Origin of the sequence: Haladaptatus sp. SPP-AMP-3 (genome assembly GCF_049568665.1) — an archaeon.
Classification (GTDB): Archaea; Halobacteriota; Halobacteria; order Halobacteriales; family Haladaptataceae; genus Haladaptatus; species Haladaptatus paucihalophilus.
The window spans coordinates 1,303,888-1,322,936 of sequence record NZ_CP145897.1 but is presented as its reverse complement, the minus strand read 5'-3'; the positions used below and the strand labels follow the sequence as shown (position 1 = coordinate 1,322,936).

Genomic DNA, 19,049 nt, shown 5'->3' with positions numbered 1-19,049 from the left:
CAAAAAATTGGAGCGCCGCTACAACCGCTCCAGCGAATCGATCTCCGATTGGTTCCAGTCGTAGAACGTCGTATCGATACGTCTGAGCGTCTCGACGCACTCGTTGTAGCGCTCGCGGGCCTCCGATGCGTGTTTGTCGTCGGGGTTCTCCCGTATCCACTCCCGGAGTTCCGTCATCGAGCGCGGGGAGTAGGTGTCGATTTCGCCCTGTTCGTTCAGCAGTTCGAGCTTTTCGTCCTCGTCGCGCAGGGAGCGAACGAGCGCCCACACGGCCGTGCCCCAGAGGACGGCGATGGACCCGAGCATGACGACCCACGCGCTCGTCGAGAGTGCCATCTCAATCCCCCCCTCCTGCGGCGGTTTCAGGTGACTCACTCGTCCCGCCACGTCTGCGGAGCGCACCCATGATGAGGACGGCACCGACAAGCAACACGGCCATCAACACGACACCGCCGACCGTCCGGACGAACGACGTACCGACGCTCATCACGACGTAGTAGGCCATGATGCCCACCATCAGCGCCGGAATGAGGAATTTGATGATGCCGACCCACCACCCACCGACGTGGATGTCGGAGTTGCGGTTGAGCGCGATGACGCGCATGGGTTCGGCTTCGAGCTGCCAGCCGACGGTCAGGATGATGAGCAACGCCGCGAGCGGCAGCCCCCAGTTTCCGAACATGAAGTCCATCAGCCCGAGGAAGTCGGCGGAGTACGCGCTCGGAAGGCCGACCAACCAGATAAGGCCGACGACTCCGAGGACGGCACCGCGACGGTCCAACCTCGTCTCCTCGGTGACCGTCGTCACCGCGACTTCGGTGATGGCGAGGCCGGACGAAAACGTGGCGAACAGGAAGCCGACGAAGAACAGGATGGCCCAAATCGCCCCGCCCGTCATCCGCGGGAAGACGCTCGGCAGGGAGATGAACGCCAGATTGGACCCGGCGCTCGGCTCCAGCCCGAACGCGAACACCGCCGGGAAGACGGCGAAGATGGCGAGCAGTCCGACGCTCGTGTTCCCGACGGCGGTGAAGACACCCGCGCCGAGCGGCACGTCGTCGTTCTTGCTCAGGTAACTTCCGAAGGTGAGCGCGATACCCCAGCCGAGGCCGGTGGAGAAAAGCGCCTGTCCGAGCGCGGCGGTCCACGTCTCCGCACGCACGAGGTAGTTCCAGTCCGGCGTGAACACGAACTCCAGTCCTCCCATCGCGCCGGGGAGTGTGAGCCCCTTGATTCCCACCGCGATGAGCGCGAGAACGAGGAACGGAATCATCCACTTGACGACGCGCTCGATACCGTCCTTGATGCCGAACAGCAGGACGCCGCCCGTCGCCGCCATGGCGACGGTGTGCATCCCGACGGTGAGGGCCGGAGACCCTGAAAAGGCCGACCAGAACGACTGCGGGTCGAAGCCGGGTTGCGAGAAGGTCAGGAGAAGCGAGTTCGCCGCGTAGTACATCGTCCACCCGATGATGGGCGCATAGTACGACATCAGGGCGATGTTCACGATGACGACGACCAACCCGAGACCTTCCGCGCGGCCCTCACCGAACGCGGATTTGAACGACCCGATGACGCCGCGATTCGTGTACGACCCGAACACCGTCTCGGCCATCAGCCCCGGAACGGCGATGAGGAACAGGAGGATGACGTACGCCACGAGGAACGCGCCACCCCCGTTTTCCCCCGTCGTGAACGGCATTCGCCATATGTTTCCGGCGCCGACCATCGCGCCGAGCATCGCCATGAGGAAGCCGAACCGGCTCCCCCACTGTTCTCGTACGGTCCGTGCGTTAGCATCTGACATGGATACGGCGGTTCGGACGGGCGGCAGAGACTTATATTGATACGGTTAGGTAGTGATATTCTACTTCCACCGACATGAATACTCTTTCTCTACCGATCGCTGTACTCAACCGCTCTGATTCTGTAGAGTAGCTCGGCTATCTCGCTCTGACAGAATTCTGCTCGTATGGAACAATAAACTCCATCCCACGATATGAAATGCCGAGGATAGGGATATTTTGGCGACATCGTAATGTCGCTCCTCATCGAATCGATTGTCACTTATGCCCTCCGCGGCCCCGCTCTACATCACCGATTTCGCCGACGAACGCTGTCGCTTCGACAGCTATTGGCCTCGGCTTCGGAAACTCGACGTTCCGGTTCCGAGGACGGCTCTCGTCCCGCTCGAAACGGACGAGGAGGAAATCCGATGGGACACGGACGCGATTCTGTCGTTCATGGAAGAAAACGAGTTCGACCGGGCGTTCGTTCGGACGCAGGTGAAGGCCGCCACGGTCCGACTCCGCGAGGGGTCGTTCGTTTACCGCCCCGAAGCGGACGTGATAGACCGGGTGGTCGAGTCGTTGCTCACGCAGAACGGCGAACAGGGCTGGCCGCACGGCGGCGGACTCGTGGTACGCGAATGGCTCGATTTCGACTTCTGTCGGCACCCGAACCACACCTGCCACCCGTCGGTTCGATTCTTCGTGGACGACGGGAAGGTTTTGGGCCACACCCCCACGACCGCGGAGCGAGCGAGGAACGTCTGTGACGACACCTACGACTACCTCGACCCCGCGATTCGGAGCGTGGACCTCTCCACGCCGCGTCGGTACGCCGAACGGGTTGCGAGCGAGTTCTCCGAGACGTGGGGCGTCGATTTCATCATGGACACGACGGGAACGTGGTACTGCCCGGAACTCAACTTCAACGGCGTCTACTGGAATCGAGCGGAAGAGCGGTGGTGGAACATGTGCGGCCAAGGCGACTTCGAACCGTGGAGTCCGGTTGAGATTCACTCGGCCGCGCTGTACGGAACGAGACCGGACGATTCGGACGACGGAGCGAGGTGGTGGTGACGGCTCGTCTCCGGTGATGTTGGAAGCAATTTTTCCGGTCGAACAGCCGCCTTTCGTTCGAAATCACCGGGTCGCCCTCGAACTCGACGTTTCCATCAGTTTCATCGACGTTGAGCACGGGCCGTCCTATCGATAGGACTCATCCGGCATCCCATCGAGCATCGAATCACCGTCGTTGAGTGATTTCCTCATCACCAACACCGGAATCGACACTTCGCGCCCGTCGTGTTCCTTCTCGACCGTTTCCTCGGCTGTCGGGCGGTAGCCCATCCGTTCGTAAAACCCGACGGCGTTGCGCGATGCCCACAGTTCGAGTCGGGTCAGTCCAACACCGCGGGCGTACTCCTCCAGACGGCCGAGGATGGCTGAGCCGATACCGTTCCGTGCGGCGTCGGGATGTACGTACACTGCCCGCACTTCGTCGTTCTCCGGCACGAGATGTCCGTACCCAACCACGCCGTCGTTCACGGCGACGACGAGGTAGTGACCCGGCGTGTCGATGGGATAGCCCCTGGTTCCGTCGTCCTTTTCCGCCCACGCCTCGACCTGTGTTTCGTCGTACGCGTCCGGGCCGAACGCGCGAATCGACGCGATGTGAAGGCGCAAAATCTCGGACGCATCGTCCCGTGTCGCTTCCCGAATCTCGGCCATCTCGTGCGGACCGTCTCTTCGTGGACGGAATAACCGCCCGGTCGCGCAGGTCGGACTGCAGTTCTCCCGTGTTTCGCCAGCCCGTTGTCAGGTGCGACCAAACTACTTGTGCCCCCGCCCAGAAAGGGGTGCTATGGAGTCGAAACGGGAACTACTGGAACTGCTCCTGTCGAACGCCCGCGAGAGCACCGCCGACCTCGCGCGACAGACCGGACTGTCGGAGTCGGACGTGGAATCGCTGGTCGCAGAACTCGAATCCGAAGGTGCCGTCCGCGGCTATCAGGCGGTCGTCGATTGGCACAACATCGACGACCAACACGTGCAGGCGGAGGTCGAACTCAACGTCGAACTCGACCGGGAAACCGGCTACGAGGAGATCGCGCGTCGAATAGCGAAATTCCCCAAGGTCGTTTCGCTCCGACTGATAAGCGGCGATTACGATTTCGCCGTGGACATCGAGGGCGAGTCGATGCACGACGTGTCGAATTTCGTCTCCGAGCAGATAGCGCCCATCCCGGAGGTGACGCAGACGGTGACGCACTTCGTCATGGAGACGTACAAGGAACGCGGCATCGAGTTCGAGGACCGCGACGACGACGACCGCCTCTCGGTTTCGCCATGAAACCCGCCGACCGCGTTCAACGGGTTCCCCCATCGGGGATTCGGCGCTTCTTCGAACTCGCGGAGGAGCGCGACGATGTCATCTCGCTCGGCGTGGGCGAACCGGATTTCTCCGCGCCGTGGGCCGCCAGAACGGCCGCCATCGACGCACTGGAACGGGGGAAAACGTCCTACACCGCGAACCGCGGCCGCCGCGACCTTCGGACGGCCATCGCGGACCACGTGGAGTGCTACGACCTCGACTACGACCCAGACGAGGAGATTCTGGTGACTGCGGGCGCGAGCGAGGCCATCGACGTGGCGATGCGGGCGCTCGTGAACCCCGGCGACACCGTGGCGGTTCACCAGCCGTCGTACATCTCCTACGTCCCCGGCGTCGTCTTCGCGGGCGGCGAACCGCTGGCGGTTCCGACGCGGGCGGAGAACGGTTTCGCGCTCACCTACGACGCGCTGGAGGCGGCGGGTGCGGCCGACGCCGACGCGCTGATGCTGTGTTATCCCAACAATCCGACCGGCGCGACGATGAGCAGGGACCAACTCGCGGACGTCGCGGCGTTCGTTCGGGAACACGACCTGTTCGTCCTCTCCGACGAGATTTACGCCGCGCTGACCTACGGCGGCGACCACACGTCGATTTCGACGTTCCCCGGCATGCGCGAGCGAACCGTCGTCTTCAACGGCTTCTCGAAGGCCTACGCGATGACCGGCCTTCGACTGGGCTACGCGCTCGGTCCCGCGGACGCCATCGCCGCGATGAATCGAATCCACCAGTATTCGATGCTCTCCGCTCCGGTGACCGCCCAGTACGCCGCGCTGGAGGCGCTCCGGAGTTGCGGAGATAGCGTCAGAGAGATGCACGACGAGTACAACCGCCGTCGGCGGTTCGTGCTCTCGCGCTTCGAGGAGATGGGCCTCGACTGCTTCGAGGCGAGCGGCGCGTTCTACGCCTTCCCCGCCTGCGGCGGTGACGACGAGGCCTTCGCGGAGGAACTCCTCGAAGAACAGGGCGTCGCCGTCGTCCCCGGAAGCGCCTTCGGCGAGGGTGGCGCGGGCCACTTCCGCGCCTCCTACGCGACCGGCATGGCCGAGTTGCGCGAAGCGATGACCCGAATCGAGACGTTCGTTCGGGGACGATAGCGACCGTTTTCCCCCGCTCGTTTTCCGACCACTTTCACTCCACGTACGGCACAGCGTTATTCCGGTATCGCGCTTTTTTCTACACGCTCATGATGACCGAAATCGGTCGCACGACGCTGTTGGTGGACGACTACGACGACGCCATCGAGTTTTACGCCGAAACGCTCGGCCTCGAGGTGCTCTACGACGACGAACTGGAGGAGGGGTATCGGGCGGTGCACGTCGGTCGCTCCGAGCGGTCGCCGGTCGGTATCTGGCTGATGGAACCCGTCGGCGAGGACGAACGCGCGCTGGTCGGCCAGCAGACCGGCGACCAACCGGCGTTCGTCTTCTACACCGACGACTGTCGGGAAACCTACGAGACGCTCTCCGACCGAGGTGTCACGTTCCTCGGCGAACCGAAGCCGGACGAGGGCGGCGTTCACGTCCACTTCGAGGACCCGTACGGTACCAAAATCGTCCTCGTCGAACTGGCCGCGTGAGTCACTCCGGCGCGACGAGTTCGACCTTTATCCGCTCGGGGTCCTCGAAGTAGACGGCGTAGTGGTCCTCGCCGCCAGCGAACGGGTGGTCGTCCTCGTACAGAATCGGGACGCCCTTCGAGCGCAACGTCTCCGTCAGTTCGTCCACGTGGTCGCGCGACGCGGCGTGAAACGCGAGGTGGTTCAGCCCCGGACGACGGCGATGATACGGTTCGTCCCGAAACTCCTCGTCGGCTTGGACGAGGACGATGTACGTCTCACCTCGTTTCCACGACCGGCCGCCGTCCCAGTCCTGATACGCCGAGTAGCCGAGTTCGTCGAGTAACCAGCCCCAGAAGGACGCCGACGCCTCGAAGTCGCTCGCGTACAGTTCGACGTGGTGGAGCAGGCCGGTTGGACTGTCGTTCGTCACGGTCGGAATGGCGGTTGCATCACGAAATCACTGTCGACCGTCGAGCGAATCCCCGGTTGGGGCCGCCGAACCCTACCTACGACGACTCTTGCGATTGGACGAACACGACTTCGACGGTCGTCTTCTGACCCGTTCGTCGCGTGATATCGCGGTCGATTCGCTGTGCGATGCCGTCGGGCGGCCGACCCGGCGGGTCGGTGACGATTCGGACCTGTGCGGGTTTCCCCTGATAGAACTCGATCGGTCGGTACGTCACCGAGGAATTCACGAGTTGATACTCCGCATACGGTGCGTTCTCGCCGTTGAACAGCGAGCGTATCTCGTCGTTCGCCTGCTCCTGATAGACCGTCGTCCGGTTCGTTCCGTAGGTGACGAGTCCGAGACCGAGCGAGAGGACCGCGATGGCGACGAGGATGACCGCGATTCGCGCCAGGGTTCTGGAACGGGCCTCCCCGACGGACCGTATCCGTTCGGGTCGATAGCCGGACACCCACAGCAACGCCAGCGCGGTGAGGTTTATCGACAGGAGGTTCACGAGGACGTTCACGGTCGCGCCCAACGCGACGCCGAAATCGAGCCACGCGATTCCGAGGCCGACGGTCGCGGCCGGGGGGACCAACGCGACGGCAATCATCACGCCGACGATGACCGACCCGGAACCGCGCATGAGGCTGATGACGCCCGCCGCGCCCGCGCCGAGCGCCAGCAGCAACGACAGGAAGTTCGGCGTGAACCGTTCCGTCACCGCCGGAATCGTTCGGATGTCGATTCCGGGCGGGATGAGCACGGTTCCCTGAACGAGGAAGCCGAAGAGGGCCGCGCTCGCGATGGCGACCAGCAGACCGGCGACCTGATACCAGACCCCCCGCGACACCAAATCGGGTTCGTCCACGACCGTCCCGACGCTCGCGGCCATCGCCGGACCCATCAAGGGTGCGATGACCATCGCGCCGATGATGACGGCCGACGAGTTGAGCAACAGCCCGGTCGCCGCGATGATGGTACTGATGACGGTCATCGAGAAGAACGTCGATCGGTCGGGGGCCATCTCGGCCGCTCTGTCGCGGAGTTCCTCGCGGGCGATGTTCACCCCGGCGTACCGCCGTTTGAGTTCCCCGATTCGCCTCGAAACGACCGTTTCCGGTTGTAATACGATAGTGAAGGCGTCCTCCTCGACGCCCACGTCGCGGAGTTTTTCGAGGATGGGCTCGACGGCGCTCGGCGGCACCGGGAACGTGACCAGCGCGGTGAACTCCGTCCGCCCGGTTTCGTCGAATACGGCGTAGTCTACCCCCTCCTCGTCCAGTACATCGAGCACGTCCGTCCGTTTGCCACGGGGGACGAGAATCTGCACGAGACGCATACACCTGTTACGTCGGCAGAATATTTAGATGATTGTGTAGTTCAGCGCTCCCGGTCACACCTGGACGACGACGGTTTCGTCACGACGTTTCCGAATCGTTGTCGACGATTCGTCATAACCCCGATTCGACTGGTCTGGCGGAACGTTACTGGCCGTCATCCCTAATCCGTTGGCGGTTGCTCCGCTGGTATGGCGACCGAAACTCGTTCGTGGTTCGACCGCACAGACGGACTGGCGTCGCTCGATTACGTGGGTATCGTCCTCGCCGCGATTACCGGTCTCATTCACCTCTACGAGGGCGTGGAGGACCTCGGCGAGGGAATCTTCGGAATCCTGTTCATCCTCGCCGGACTCGGCTTTTTCGGTGCCATCGTCCTCCTCTGGTTGGGATTCAATCGGCGGATTCTGTACCCCGTCGGTATCGCGTACACCGGCATCCAGTTCGCCGCGTACTTCGGCCTGCGCTGGCCGAACGTCTACGAACCGCTCGGTCTCGTGGACAAACTCGTCCAACTCCTGCTCATCGTCGTCCTCTTTCTGCTGTGGCAGCGGGTGGAGTGACGGGCCGCCATTCCTATTGAACCGCGGACCGGATGCGGAACGTATGGGCGACCTCTCGTTTCGAACGTCTTCGTTCACGCACGGCGAGGAGATTCCCGAGAAGTTCACCAAGGAGGGTGCGGACGTCTCCCCGGAACTGACCGTCGGTGGCGCGCCCGACGACGCGGCGTCGCTCGCCGTCATCGTCGACGACCCCGACGCGCCGAACGCGACGTTCACCCACTGGACGATGTGGAACCTGCCGCCGGATACCGTCGAAATACCGGAGGGCGTGCCGACGACGGAGACGGTTACGACCCTCGGAGACGCCTCGCAGGGGGACAACGGCTTCGGCGACGTGGGCTACGGCGGTCCACGCCCGCCGAAGGGCCACGGCCCTCACGAGTATCGATTTCGACTGCTCGCCGTCGATACGACGGTGGACCTGCCACCGGGTGCTCCGCGACGGGAGTTGGACAACGCGCTCGCGGGGCACGTGCTGGCCGAGGACCGATTCACTGGGATTTTCGAGCGGTCGTAGGCGCTTCGGACCAGGATTTCCGGCGCGACCGCGTACCCTCTTGCGGACGTTTCGTCGGTCCGTCGTCCGTAACCGATTTCGTCCCACCATGCGAATGACGTAGCATGACGCTGGCGGACTGGGACTGGCGGCTCGTGCGAGAGGAATCGTGGAACGGCCCGCTGAACATGGCGCTCGACGAAATCGCCGCGGAAACGGCCGCGAACGGCGGGCCGCGAACCCTTCGCGTGTATCGCTGGGACCCGAGCACGCTGTCGCTCGGCTATCGCCAAGAACCCGAGACGGTCGATTGGGACTTCTGCGCGGACGAAGAAATCACCGTCACCCGACGGCCGACGGGCGGCGGCGGGATTTATCACGACAACTACGGCGATATCTCCTACTCCATCATCGCGCCCGCCGACGAACTGCCGGGCGACCTGATGGAGACGTACGAACTGCTCTGTGAGCCGATCTTCGACGCGTTCGAGCGGATGGGCGTTGACGCGGGGTTCACCGAGGAGAAACTCCCCGTCATCCACGAACCGGCGTGTTACCTCCGGGAACTCCACCCCGCACACGACGTGGTGGCGAACGGGCGCAAAATCAGCGGCAACGCGCAGTATCGCCGGAAGGACGCCGTCATCCAGCACGGTTCCCTGAAGTTTGCACTCGACGCGAAACGCCACCTCTCGACGTTTGCGAACCCCGAGACGACGGCGGCGCAGTTCCACGAGCGCGTGACGACCATCAACGAGGAGGCCAGCATTGACCGCGACGACGCCGTGACCGCCGTCGAGGAGGCGCTGGGCAACTGGGGAGATGCGACGGAGGGGTCGTGGACCGACGACGAACTGTCCCGCGCACGCGAGCACGCGGACGCGAAGTTCGGAAGCGAGGCGTGGACGAAGCACCGCGACGATCCGACCGCGTGAATCGAATTCTCTTCCTATTCCGTAAACCGTCCCGTCCCCGCCCCGCAGACGGCGCATTCGTCGACGATGGCGAGACGGCGTATCGGTGTCACTCCAGCTCGAACGCCTCCAGAATAGCGTCGTGAATCTCCGCAAGCGGGGGTCGTCTCATCGTCGTATCGATAGGACGGCCGCTGACCCACGCGTACCGGACGACGCCGGATTGGTCGATGAGAAAATACGACCGTCTGGCACGGCGGACCATCTCGAAGACTCGATACTCCACGCCGTACGCCGTCGCGGTGTCGAGGTCGGCGTCGGTGTACAGCGGGAACTGGATGTCGAGGTAGTCGATGAATCGGCGGTGGGTCGCCGGACCGGATTCGCTGACGCCGACGCTTCGAAGTGCCTTTGACTCCCGAACGGGAGGCTGTGAGTATGCGAGTCGGTGCACACGTTTCCATGTCCAGTTCGAAGGTCACGAGCGACGAGACGAAACCACCCCACGGCAACATCGCGAACGCCGTCTGCCGCCAGGTCGCGTTCGGCGGCAACTGCGGGCAGATATTCACCACGTCCCCGCAGGTCTGGCAGGACCCGGACCTCAGCGACGAGGAGATCGAACTGTTCGTGAACGAAACCGACGAGAAACTCGACGGCCCGTGGGTCATCCACTCCTCGTACCTCGTCAACCTCTGCACGCCGAAGGACGGCCTCCGCGCGAAATCCATCGCCAGCATGCAGACCGAAGTGGACGCCGCGGACGAACTCGGCATCGAGTACGTCAACGTCCACCTCGGCGCGCACACCGGCGCGGGCGTCGAGGGCGGCCTAAACAACGCCGCCAGCGCGCTGGACGAACTGGACATCCCCGAGGGCGTCACCGTCCTCATCGAGAGCGACGCCGGAAGCGGGACGAAACTCGGCGGGGACTTCGAACACCTCGCCACCGTACTCGACGAGTCCGAGCAGGACCTCGACGTGTGCATCGACACCGCCCACGCCTTCGCCGCGGGGTACGACCTCTCCACCGAGGAGGGCGTCGAGGAGACCATCGAGGAGTTCGACCAGGTGGTCGGCCTCGAACACCTCAAGTGCATCCACCTGAACGACTCGAAACACGAGTGCGGCACGAACAAGGACGAACACGCCCTCATCGGCGAGGGCTACATCGGTGGGGAGGGCATGTCCGCCATCATCAACCACCCCGAACTCGAAGACGTGCCGCTCGTCCTCGAAACGCCGACCGAGGACGGAAAGGGCTTCGCGTGGAACATCGCCCGCGTGAAGGAACTGCGCGAGAACGGCGAATAACGTCGGAACGAACATTTCTTTTCGAGAGCGGTGAGGTCCGGCGGCGATTCCGAGTGCTCCGAATTTTCTCCGTGGCGAACGCTCGGTCAGTCAACCGAACGGTTGTGCCAGCGCGCGTCGCGCGAGTCGTGAGCGACGCGAACGGCGAGCGCATCCCCGCGCTGGCGGGGAGGTGTGGGGACACCGGCGGTGTGGATGCGGATGCGGTATGAACGTTGCCAGCAACCGCCCGAAACACGGAAGAGAGACTGGACGGGAATAGGGAGAGAGACTGGACGGGAATAGGGAGAGAGACTGGACGGGAATAGGGAGAGAGACTGGACGAGAGTAGATAGATGTGAGAATGAGTAGGAACGGACGCGAACGCTCCGAAACCACGTTCGTGATTTTCACCGCGGATAACTTAGGTTTTTTGTCGAATCGGCGAGTAGGTGTGTGATATGCGTTCCCAACCTCCTGTCCTCCGGCTCGTCGGAATCCTCGCCTTTATCGTCGGCGTCGTCGGCTACACCGTCTTTGGCTGGCGATTCGAGTCCACTAGCAATCCGGTCGTGACGACGCTCGCATTGGCGTGCGTCGTTCTCGCCGTCGCGGCGACGATTTGGCGGACTGTCGGCAGTTCGTAGGACTGCCGTCGAAGGATTTTCCGTGGAACGATTTTCCGAGGCTACAGCAGGTAACTCAACAGCCACAGCGCGCCCATCCCGACGACGATGGTCGCCAAGATGTTCTCGGTTTTCCACGCGACGGCGACGGCGAACGCGCCCGCGAACAGTCGAAGGTTGTCCGGCGGGAGCGCGAGGCCCCCGTCGGCGTAGACGAACTGGGGGACGACAAGCGCGGAGAGGACGGCGGCCGGGACGAAGCGGAGCGCGCGCTCGACGCCCTCGGGTATCTCGTCTAATCGGCCGAACAAGGCGATGAACGAGACGCGAATCGCGTAGGTGCCGACGCCCGCGGCGAGGATGACGAGCCAGAGGGTGTCCGAGCCGAAGTCGGTGGTCGGTGCGGGGGACACTCAGAACACCTCCTCCGCGGCGAGTCCGGCCGCGATACCGACGATTGCCGCCGCGACGAGGCCGAGGTCGAACGGGAGGCCGTTGGCCGCGACCGCCGCCGCACCGCCGACGATTGCGGCGACCAGCGTCGCGCGGTCCGTGACGGCCGGGACCAACACGGCGAGGAAGACCAGCGGGACGGCGAATTCGAGGTGCCAGCCGTCGGGAACGCCCGCGCCGAGGAGGATGCCGACGACGGTGGCGGCCTGCCACGCGACCCAGAGCGGCACCGCGACGCCGAGGTAGTACCATCGCCTGCTGGTGGTCTCGTCGTTTCTGAACTTCAGCAGGGAGACGGCGTAGGCCTGGTCGGTCAGCAGGTACGGGAGTGCCGCCTTCCACCGCGCCGACTCGCGCTCGAAGTACGGTGCGATGGAGGCGCTGTACATCATCATCCGGAGGTTGACGACGAGCATGGTCAGGATGACGACGGCGATGGGTGCGTTTCGGCCGATGAGTTCGATAGCGGCGAGTTGCGACGCTCCGGCGAAGACGATGACCGACATGGCGAAGGCGTGTATCGCCGGAATGCCGACGTCGACCGCGGCGACACCGGCGACCATTCCGAACGGAACGACGCCGAGCGTAATCGGCAACGCGACGCGAACGCCCGCGAGAAAATCGGCGCGTGATGACACTGCCTATTCGTAGACGGTCAGGCTGGTATCAACGTTGGTATCCCGGTCAGTTACGTTCGCCGACCGACCTGTCCCGCGACGAACCACCCCGCTTTTGACGCCGCCCATCAAAAACCGACTGACCATACCCATGCGCGAGTTCTCCGCCGATTACCTCCGGCGAACACGGGACGGAATGTGGGATTCCCGCGACGCGCTCGCCGATCTCGAACTCGACTCCCGGCGGCGCGTGCTCGATGTCGGCTGTGGCACCGGCGAACTGGCCCGCGTCCTCGCGGACGAAACGCCGGGCGAGGTCGTCGGGACGGACGCCGACCCGCGACTCCTTTCGGTCGCCGCGGAGTTCGTCCCCTGTGTCGCTGGCGACGCCCACCGCCTGCCGTTTCCCGACGACAGCTTCGACCTCGTGGTCTGTCAGGCGCTGCTCATCAACCTCCCGGACCCGATTCGGGCGGTGCGGGAGTTCGCCCGCGTCTCCTCGGACCTCGTGGCCGCGGTCGAACCCGACAACTCCGCCGTGTCGGTCGAATCGACGGTCCCGGAAGAGCGAACCCTCTCCCGGAAGGCGCGCGATGCCTACGTTGAGGGGACGACCACCGACATTACGCTCGGCGGGGACGGCACGCGCGAGGTCTTTCGCACTGCCGGACTCGACGAAATCACCACCCGAGCGCACCACCACGCGAAGACGGTCGAACCGCCGTATTCGACCCGCGACGTCGAGGCCGCGAAACGGAAGGCGACGGCGGGCGCGCTGACCGACAAACGCGACACGCTGGTCGGACCGCTGTCGCTCGACGAGTACGAGGACCTCCGAGCGGGATGGCGGAAGATGGGCCACGCCGTCGTCGACCAGATGCAGGCCGACGACTACCGACGTGCGGAAGTCGTTCCGTTCTACGTCACCTCCGGCCGGGTCTAAACTGAAACCATTTTCACGGTAACGTCTCTCGTTTCCGACATGGACCCACGAGTTCGAGCCCACGCGGAAGTCATCGCTGACCACTCCGTGAGCATCGAAAAAGGCGACAGAGTGGAGATTTTGGCACCCACCGTCGCCGAGGACCTCGCCGTCGCGCTTCACGAGAAGATCGGGGAGCGCGGCGCGAAACCGTCGCTCTCGATGCGAAGCCCGCGGGCGAAACGGGCGTTCCTTCGAAGCTGTGACGCGGACGATATCGACCTCCCCGACCACTCCTTGGCGGCGCTGGAGGAGACCGACGTCGTAATCATCGTCAAAGGCTCCGAGAACACGGCGGAGACGAGCGACGTTCCGACCGAAAAGGTCGCCGCCCGAGCCCGCGCACACGCCCCGATTCAGCAGGAACGGATGGGGAAGCGTTGGGTCGGCACGCAGTTCCCCGCTCCGGGCGACGCCCAGTTGGCCGAGATGAGCACGGAAGCCTACGAGGAGTTCGTCTACGGCGCGGTGAACAAGGACTGGGACGAACAGCGCGAGTTCCAACAGCAGATGGTCGAACTCCTCGACCCCGCCGACGAGGTGCGCATCGTCTCCGGCGACACCACCGACCTCACGATGTCCGTCTCGGTCATGAAGACCATCAACGATTACGGCGAGAAGAATCTCCCCGGCGGGGAAGTGTTCACCGCGCCCGTCCCCGATTCGGTCGAGGGCGAAGTCCTCTTCGACAAACCACTCGTCCATCAGGGCAACATCGTGGAGAACGTCTGGCTCGAATTCGAGGACGGCGAGGTCGTCGATTTCAGCACCGAGAAGAACGAGGAAGTGCTCGCCGGAATCCTCGATACGGACGAAGGCGCACGGCGACTCGGCGAACTCGGTATCGGCATGAACCGCGACATCGACCGCTTCACCTACAACATGCTCTTCGACGAAAAGATGGGCGACACCGTTCACCTCGCCGTCGGCAAGGCCATCGAGCAGACCGTTCCAGAGGGGCAACCGCTCAACGAGAGCGCCACGCACGTCGATATGATCGTGGACATGAGCGAGGACTCGTTCATCGAAGTGGACGGGGAAGTCGTCCAGCGCAACGGAACGTTCCGATTCGAGGACGGTTACGAGGAGTAGTTCCGCGAGGGAGCACCGTGACCGAGCGGGGAGTTTTTAGTCCAGGTTTTTGCGAGGAGTGGTCGGCGAAGTCGACCCGACGACGTAAAAACGTGGAATGTGGACGTTCCGATTCGAAGACGGCTTCGAGGAGTGATTCCGCGAGAAAATAGCGCCGCGAGCCGCGAAGGTTTATATATTGTGTCCGGACCAACCCCGGCATGACCTGAGCGTCGGCGCGCGAGCGGTCGAGGCGGGTGTGTGGCCTCCCCTCGCGCGAAACCGGTTGTGCCACCTGTTCGCCCGATACAGTCGCTACACTACGTCGCCGCGAACTGTCGTTCCCTCCTGTCGCCGTCGGTAGGATTCGACGGCCTGTGCCGCTTCTTTCGTCCCCTCTTCATCCATGCCGAGCATCTCCAGTGCGGCCGGGAGCGTCGGGAAGGCGAACTCTCCCTCCCGCAGCTTGCGGAACGCTTCGTCGCTTCGTTGTCCGTCCACCCAGAGACAGACGCCCCGAGGGTCGAGGATTTGCTCGTAGGCCTCCCGGGCCATCGCGCCGCGCAAGCGTTGGGTAACGTTGTCCTCGAAACTGGAGTTGCAGACTTCGAGGTGAACCGGTTCGTCGTCCGGGAGCAGGTGGGCCGCGAGACACTTCTCCGGAGCGGTGTAGCCGTTTTCGCTCGCTCGAATCAGCTCGGGATGTTCGTCGGCCCACTCCGCACGAACCGTCTTTCCGATTCCCTTCACGCCGTGGGATTCGACGAACTCAGTCTCGCGGTCTGCGTCGTCGCCGCGGAGGAGGATGTCCTTCGTCACGTACACGTCGAGTCTGTCGATGGGGTCGAGTCCGAGGGCCACGTCCCCGTACACCCAAATCTCACGGACGGGAACCGGCATGGTATCGTTCTCGACCGTCTCGATGATTTCCTCGACGCGTTCGATTGCCGCGCTTCGCTCCATCGGTGTTCGATTCGGGGTTGTCGTGGATAAGTCCGATGGAACGGCGGAGTCGAGGTGACGACCGTTCGATTTCCGTTCCCGTCGTCCTCACCTCACCTCATATTTCCCTTCTCTATCGTCTCGTTCACACGACGCCCGACACGCCTTTCGCCGTCGCTGCCGAACCGTCCGATATGGTCGAAGCGATCATCCCGGAGGAATTAGCGGACAAACAGGACGCCGACGACGAGTTCGCCCTCCTCGATACGCGACCGGAAGAGAGCTTCGAATCGTGGCACATCCACGGGGCCGTGAACTTCCCGTTCGGCCCGGACGAATCGCTTTCGGAGGACGGTGCGTCGGCCGTCGAGTCGATGCTCGACGGAAACGACGAAATCCTCACCGTCTGTGCGAAAGGGATTTCCTCGGCCCATTTCGTCGACGAACTCGAAAAGCACGGTTTCGAGGACGTGAAGGTCGTCGAAGGTGGCATGGAGGAGTGGAGTCAGGTGTACGAACACGTCCCGATAGAGACGGACGGTGACGCGGAAATCGTCCAGATACAGCGGCGCGCGAAGGGCTGTCTCGGCTACCTAGTCGGGAGCGACGGCGAGGCGGCGGCCATCGACGTGAGCCGCCACATCGACGAGTTCCGCGACGCGGCCGCTGCTCGCGGCTACGACATCACGCACGTGTTCGATACGCACATCCACGCCGACCACATCTCCGGTGGCCGATGGCTCGCCGACGAACTCGGCGTTCCGTACCATCTCGGCGACCGTGCTCGGAAACGCGGCGTCGAATACGAGTACGACGCTCTCGGACGGAACGATGTGGTTCGCGTCGGCGATACGGACATCAAAGCCGTTTACACGCCGGGGCACACCTCCGAAATCACCAGCTATCTCGTGAACGACGAAGCCGTCCTCACGGGGGATACCCTGTTCGTGGATTCCATCGGACGCACCGAGCTGGAGTTCGGCGAGGAAGGGGCCGGAAAAGGGGCGGAAATGCAGTACGATTCCCTGCACAAAGTGCTGATGAGCGAACCGGATAGCGTCGTCGTCCTGCCGGGTCACGTCACCGTCACGGAGGACGGACGCTTCGCACACGGTAGCCCGGGAGAGCCGATTCGAGCGACGGTCGGTGATCTGCGCCGCGAACTCGACGTACTCCAGTTGCCCGAAGACGAGTTCGTCGCTCGACTGACCGAAACCGTCCCGGAAAAGCCGCCGAACTACGAAACCGTCATCGCCATCAATCGCGGACTGGACGAACCCGACGACGAAGGGGAAGCCACCGAACTCGAATTGGGGCCGAACCGTTGTTCCGCACCGTAGCCGAATCCCCCGTCCGCTATCGGAACGCGTAGGTTTCGTCGGCCGTCGCGTACACGCGGTCGCCGTCGGCCGCGACCGATTCGACCACACCGCCGGTTTCGAATCGCTGCTGTTCGGTGCCGTCCGCCGCCGAGAGCGCGTACACTCGTCGGTCGCTGGCACCGACGTAGACCGTTTCGTCCTCGACGACCGGTTCACAGAGCGACCCGAACGGGAGAAATTTCGGGTGGAACGTCCAGTCAACCGTTCCTTCGTCGAGCGAAACCAACCACTCGCGGCTGTCGGTTCCGGTGCTCGTAACGGCCGTCGTCACGGCGTAGAGACTGTCATCCGCGACGAGACTCGTCACTTCGTTGCCGTCGTCAAGCGTCGCACTCCACAGTTCCGTTCCGTCGAAACCGTAGGCGACGACCTCGTTTTGGTCTGTACCGGTGTACACCGCGTCGCCGACGGCGATGGTTTGGACGCCGTTCCCGGCCGACCACCGCCGCTCATCGCAATCGAGCGCTACGACGCGGCCGTCCACGACCGCGAACGCCGTCTTTCCTTCGGCGGACAGTGTTTCGACCGTTCCGAGTCCGGCACAATCCCCGTCGTTCGTCCAGCGGTGCGTGCCAGTGGTCGGGTCGAGCGCCGTTACCCAGCCGTCGCCAGCGACGACGACGGATTCGTCCGTGACCACCGGGTCGGTCGTGATTTTTCCGTCACAGTCGGAACGCCACCGTTCCGTTCCGTCCGGCGAGTAGGCGACGACGGCGGACCAATCCGTTCCGTAGACCATCCCGTTCGCCGTGACGGGTGTTCCGTCGGCTTCCCCACGCCATCGTTTCGAACCGGTTTCGGCGTTGAGCGCGGAGAAGTGGCCGCGGCCGTTCGAAACGTAGGCGTTTTCGTCGACCGCGAGCGACCCGATTTGGTTCGCTCGCCAGTCGAGCCACGTCGGGTCGCCGACGGCGTAGAGAAAGCCCTCTCGACCGGTGACGTAGATGGTGTCGTCGATGGCCGGTGGAAGCGACGAATTGCCGAGATTTCGAATCGGTACCCACCACCGTTGGTCGCCCGATTGTAAGTCGAGCGCGACGAGACCGTCCTCGTCGTCGGCGATGGGGACGTAGGTCGTCCCGTCCGCGATGACGGGCGTTCCCGCGGAGCCTCCGGTTCCTTCGACCGTCCAGCGAATCGCTCCGTCGTCAGCGGTCAGCGCCCAAATCCGTGCCCGAGAGCCGTCCGTGACGACAACGGCGTCGTCGGTAACGGCGGGCGACTGGCTCAACCGCGCCGAGTCGCCGAGGCTGGTCTTCCATTTCGTCCGTCCGTCGTCGGCCGAGAGCGCGAACACCCGTTCTCCACACACGTAGACGGTATCGTTCGCAACGGTCGGTGCGTGGTCGACGGTATCATCGACGCTCGCTTGCCACTGTGGCCTGCCGTCCTCCGTGCGGAGGGCGTACACCGCGTCCTTGTCGGCGAAGTACGCCACATCGCCGACGACCGCCGGGGGTACGTGTTCGGCGCTTGGCGTTTCGCCGTCCTTGCCCGTCGGGAGGCGAACGTGCCAGCGTTCCGTCCCCGTCGCGGCATCGACCGCCCAGCACGCCCCTTGGCCGTTCACGTCGCTGGTTTTGAAGAACAGGGTTCCGTCGGCGGCGGTTACGGGGGATGACTCCGTGATACCGACGTCGAATCGCCAGCGTTCGCTGCCGTCGGCGGCCGAGAGCGCAACGAGGTCGGTCCCGACGGCGTACACGGTGTCGCCGACGACGCTCGGAGCGTAGTCCAACCCCCTGATTTGTGCCGTCCATCGCGTCTCTCGGGTGTCCGTGTCGAACGCCGTTAACTCGCCGGAAACGTCGCTGACGTAGACGATGCCGTCCGCGACGGTCGGCGAGTGGAGCGGACGGTCGCTCACCTGTTCGCTCCACTCTATCCACGTATCCTGACCGGGGTCGGTCCCGTCCGCGGAGGTGCCCGTGTTTCCGGCGTCGTGCTGAAACGACGCCCACGCTCGATTCGTGGCCGTTCCCGTCTCGGACGTCACGCTCCCCACGAATCCGGTCGCCCCGATAGCAACACCGCTCAGTGTGAGAAAACTCCGTCGCGTCTCGTCGAAGGGCTTACCCATGCACTGCATGCTGCCGTCTCGTCGCATTATTATTCAGGGATTAAATCGGCTGCAATCGACTACTGTTGCCCGAAACTATCGTCGTGCGACGGCGACTCG

The 19,049-nt window shown here is 63.7% G+C and carries 22 protein-coding genes; 12 read left to right on the top strand and 10 right to left on the bottom strand.

Features of this window, described 5'->3' with window-relative positions; translation table 11 throughout:
• Positions 1–18 precede the first annotated feature (18 nt).
• Together V5735_RS07545 and V5735_RS07540 are read right to left on the bottom strand one after the other, a co-directional pair.
• A complete protein-coding gene (locus V5735_RS07545) occupies positions 19–336 on the bottom strand; it encodes a hypothetical protein (RefSeq protein ID WP_069450314.1) in 318 nt (105 codons plus the stop codon).
• 1 nt (position 337) lies between these two features.
• Positions 338–1,747, bottom strand: a complete 1,410-nt coding sequence (locus V5735_RS07540; RefSeq protein WP_423746006.1) for a sodium-dependent transporter — start codon at positions 1,745–1,747, stop codon at positions 338–340.
• A 322-nt stretch (positions 1,748–2,069) separates the two neighbouring features.
• On the opposite strand from V5735_RS07540, the gene V5735_RS07535 reads away from it, so the two are divergent.
• Complete coding sequence (locus tag V5735_RS07535) at positions 2,070–2,864, top strand: hypothetical protein (RefSeq protein WP_423745796.1); 795 nt, start codon at positions 2,070–2,072, stop codon at positions 2,862–2,864.
• Positions 2,865–2,990: 126 nt separating this feature from the next.
• On the opposite strand, the gene V5735_RS07530 is transcribed toward V5735_RS07535, so the two are convergent.
• A complete protein-coding gene (locus V5735_RS07530; protein ID WP_423745795.1) occupies positions 2,991–3,515 on the bottom strand; it encodes a GNAT family N-acetyltransferase in 525 nt (174 codons plus the stop codon).
• A 133-nt stretch (positions 3,516–3,648) separates the two neighbouring features.
• On the opposite strand from V5735_RS07530, the gene V5735_RS07525 reads away from it, so the two are divergent.
• The 3 genes from V5735_RS07525 to V5735_RS07515 all read left to right on the top strand — a co-directional run bounded on the left by V5735_RS07525 (position 3,649) and on the right by V5735_RS07515 (position 5,755).
• A complete protein-coding gene (locus tag V5735_RS07525; protein WP_423745794.1) occupies positions 3,649–4,137 on the top strand; it encodes an Lrp/AsnC family transcriptional regulator in 489 nt (162 codons plus the stop codon).
• Positions 4,134–5,273 carry a pyridoxal phosphate-dependent aminotransferase gene (locus V5735_RS07520; RefSeq protein WP_423745793.1) on the top strand — a complete coding sequence of 380 codons (1,140 nt, stop codon included), beginning with the start codon at positions 4,134–4,136 and terminating at the stop codon, positions 5,271–5,273. The genes V5735_RS07525 and V5735_RS07520 overlap by 4 nt, the downstream gene beginning before the upstream one ends.
• A gap of 89 nt (positions 5,274–5,362) precedes the next feature.
• Positions 5,363–5,755 carry a VOC family protein gene (locus tag V5735_RS07515; RefSeq protein WP_423745792.1) on the top strand — a complete coding sequence of 131 codons (393 nt, stop codon included), beginning with the start codon at positions 5,363–5,365 and terminating at the stop codon, positions 5,753–5,755.
• A 1-nt stretch (position 5,756) separates the two neighbouring features.
• On the opposite strand, the gene V5735_RS07510 is transcribed toward V5735_RS07515, so the two are convergent.
• Both V5735_RS07510 and V5735_RS07505 read right to left on the bottom strand, forming a co-directional pair.
• Positions 5,757–6,167, bottom strand: coding sequence for a VOC family protein (locus tag V5735_RS07510; protein WP_423745791.1), 411 nt, complete (start codon positions 6,165–6,167; stop codon positions 5,757–5,759).
• Positions 6,168–6,243: 76 nt separating this feature from the next.
• The gene (locus V5735_RS07505) at positions 6,244–7,530 is read right to left on the bottom strand and encodes a TIGR00341 family protein (protein ID WP_423745790.1); all 1,287 of its coding nucleotides are present in this window, start codon (positions 7,528–7,530) and stop codon (positions 6,244–6,246) included.
• A gap of 189 nt (positions 7,531–7,719) precedes the next feature.
• Here V5735_RS07505 and V5735_RS07500 point away from each other — a divergent pair, with 189 nt between their 5' ends.
• From V5735_RS07500 to V5735_RS07490, 3 genes are all read left to right on the top strand, one after another.
• Positions 7,720–8,091 (top strand): DUF7475 family protein, encoded by a 372-nt coding sequence (locus tag V5735_RS07500; protein WP_423745789.1) that lies wholly within the window; start codon positions 7,720–7,722, stop codon positions 8,089–8,091.
• 43 nt (positions 8,092–8,134) lie between these two features.
• Positions 8,135–8,611 (top strand): YbhB/YbcL family Raf kinase inhibitor-like protein, encoded by a 477-nt coding sequence (locus V5735_RS07495; protein WP_423745788.1) that lies wholly within the window; start codon positions 8,135–8,137, stop codon positions 8,609–8,611.
• 104 nt (positions 8,612–8,715) lie between these two features.
• Complete coding sequence (locus V5735_RS07490) at positions 8,716–9,525, top strand: lipoate--protein ligase family protein (RefSeq protein ID WP_423745787.1); 810 nt, start codon at positions 8,716–8,718, stop codon at positions 9,523–9,525.
• Positions 9,526–9,613: 88 nt separating this feature from the next.
• On the opposite strand, the gene V5735_RS07485 is transcribed toward V5735_RS07490, so the two are convergent.
• Positions 9,614–9,958 carry a redoxin domain-containing protein gene (locus V5735_RS07485; RefSeq protein WP_423745786.1) on the bottom strand — a complete coding sequence of 115 codons (345 nt, stop codon included), beginning with the start codon at positions 9,956–9,958 and terminating at the stop codon, positions 9,614–9,616.
• On the opposite strand from V5735_RS07485, the gene V5735_RS07480 reads away from it, so the two are divergent.
• Together V5735_RS07480 and V5735_RS07475 are read left to right on the top strand one after the other, a co-directional pair.
• Positions 9,943–10,818, top strand: coding sequence for a deoxyribonuclease IV (locus V5735_RS07480; RefSeq protein ID WP_423745785.1), 876 nt, complete (start codon positions 9,943–9,945; stop codon positions 10,816–10,818). The two genes, V5735_RS07485 and V5735_RS07480, sit on opposite strands and share 16 nt — an antisense overlap.
• 440 nt (positions 10,819–11,258) lie before the next feature.
• Positions 11,259–11,444, top strand: coding sequence for a hypothetical protein (locus V5735_RS07475; protein WP_423745784.1), 186 nt, complete (start codon positions 11,259–11,261; stop codon positions 11,442–11,444).
• A gap of 41 nt (positions 11,445–11,485) precedes the next feature.
• Here V5735_RS07475 and V5735_RS07470 read toward each other — a convergent pair whose 3' ends face one another.
• The gene (locus V5735_RS07470) at positions 11,486–11,836 is read right to left on the bottom strand and encodes an AzlD domain-containing protein (RefSeq protein ID WP_423745783.1); all 351 of its coding nucleotides are present in this window, start codon (positions 11,834–11,836) and stop codon (positions 11,486–11,488) included.
• A complete protein-coding gene (locus V5735_RS07465) occupies positions 11,837–12,514 on the bottom strand; it encodes an AzlC family ABC transporter permease (RefSeq protein WP_423745782.1) in 678 nt (225 codons plus the stop codon).
• A gap of 130 nt (positions 12,515–12,644) precedes the next feature.
• On the opposite strand from V5735_RS07465, the gene V5735_RS07460 reads away from it, so the two are divergent.
• Together V5735_RS07460 and V5735_RS07455 are read left to right on the top strand one after the other, a co-directional pair.
• Positions 12,645–13,436: a class I SAM-dependent methyltransferase gene (locus V5735_RS07460; protein WP_423745781.1), complete on the top strand. Its 792-nt coding sequence runs from the start codon at positions 12,645–12,647 to the stop codon at positions 13,434–13,436.
• 39 nt (positions 13,437–13,475) lie between these two features.
• Positions 13,476–14,567 carry an aminopeptidase gene (locus V5735_RS07455; RefSeq protein ID WP_423745780.1) on the top strand — a complete coding sequence of 364 codons (1,092 nt, stop codon included), beginning with the start codon at positions 13,476–13,478 and terminating at the stop codon, positions 14,565–14,567.
• A gap of 294 nt (positions 14,568–14,861) precedes the next feature.
• Here V5735_RS07455 and V5735_RS07450 read toward each other — a convergent pair whose 3' ends face one another.
• The gene (locus V5735_RS07450) at positions 14,862–15,509 is read right to left on the bottom strand and encodes a DUF7095 family protein (protein WP_423745779.1); all 648 of its coding nucleotides are present in this window, start codon (positions 15,507–15,509) and stop codon (positions 14,862–14,864) included.
• 173 nt (positions 15,510–15,682) lie between these two features.
• Between V5735_RS07450 and V5735_RS07445 the strand changes: the two genes are divergently transcribed.
• A complete protein-coding gene (locus V5735_RS07445; RefSeq protein WP_423745778.1) occupies positions 15,683–16,828 on the top strand; it encodes an MBL fold metallo-hydrolase in 1,146 nt (381 codons plus the stop codon).
• 16 nt (positions 16,829–16,844) lie between these two features.
• On the opposite strand, the gene V5735_RS07440 is transcribed toward V5735_RS07445, so the two are convergent.
• Positions 16,845–18,950 (bottom strand): PQQ-binding-like beta-propeller repeat protein, encoded by a 2,106-nt coding sequence (locus tag V5735_RS07440; RefSeq protein WP_423745777.1) that lies wholly within the window; start codon positions 18,948–18,950, stop codon positions 16,845–16,847.
• Between the last annotated feature and the right edge of the window lie 99 nt (positions 18,951–19,049).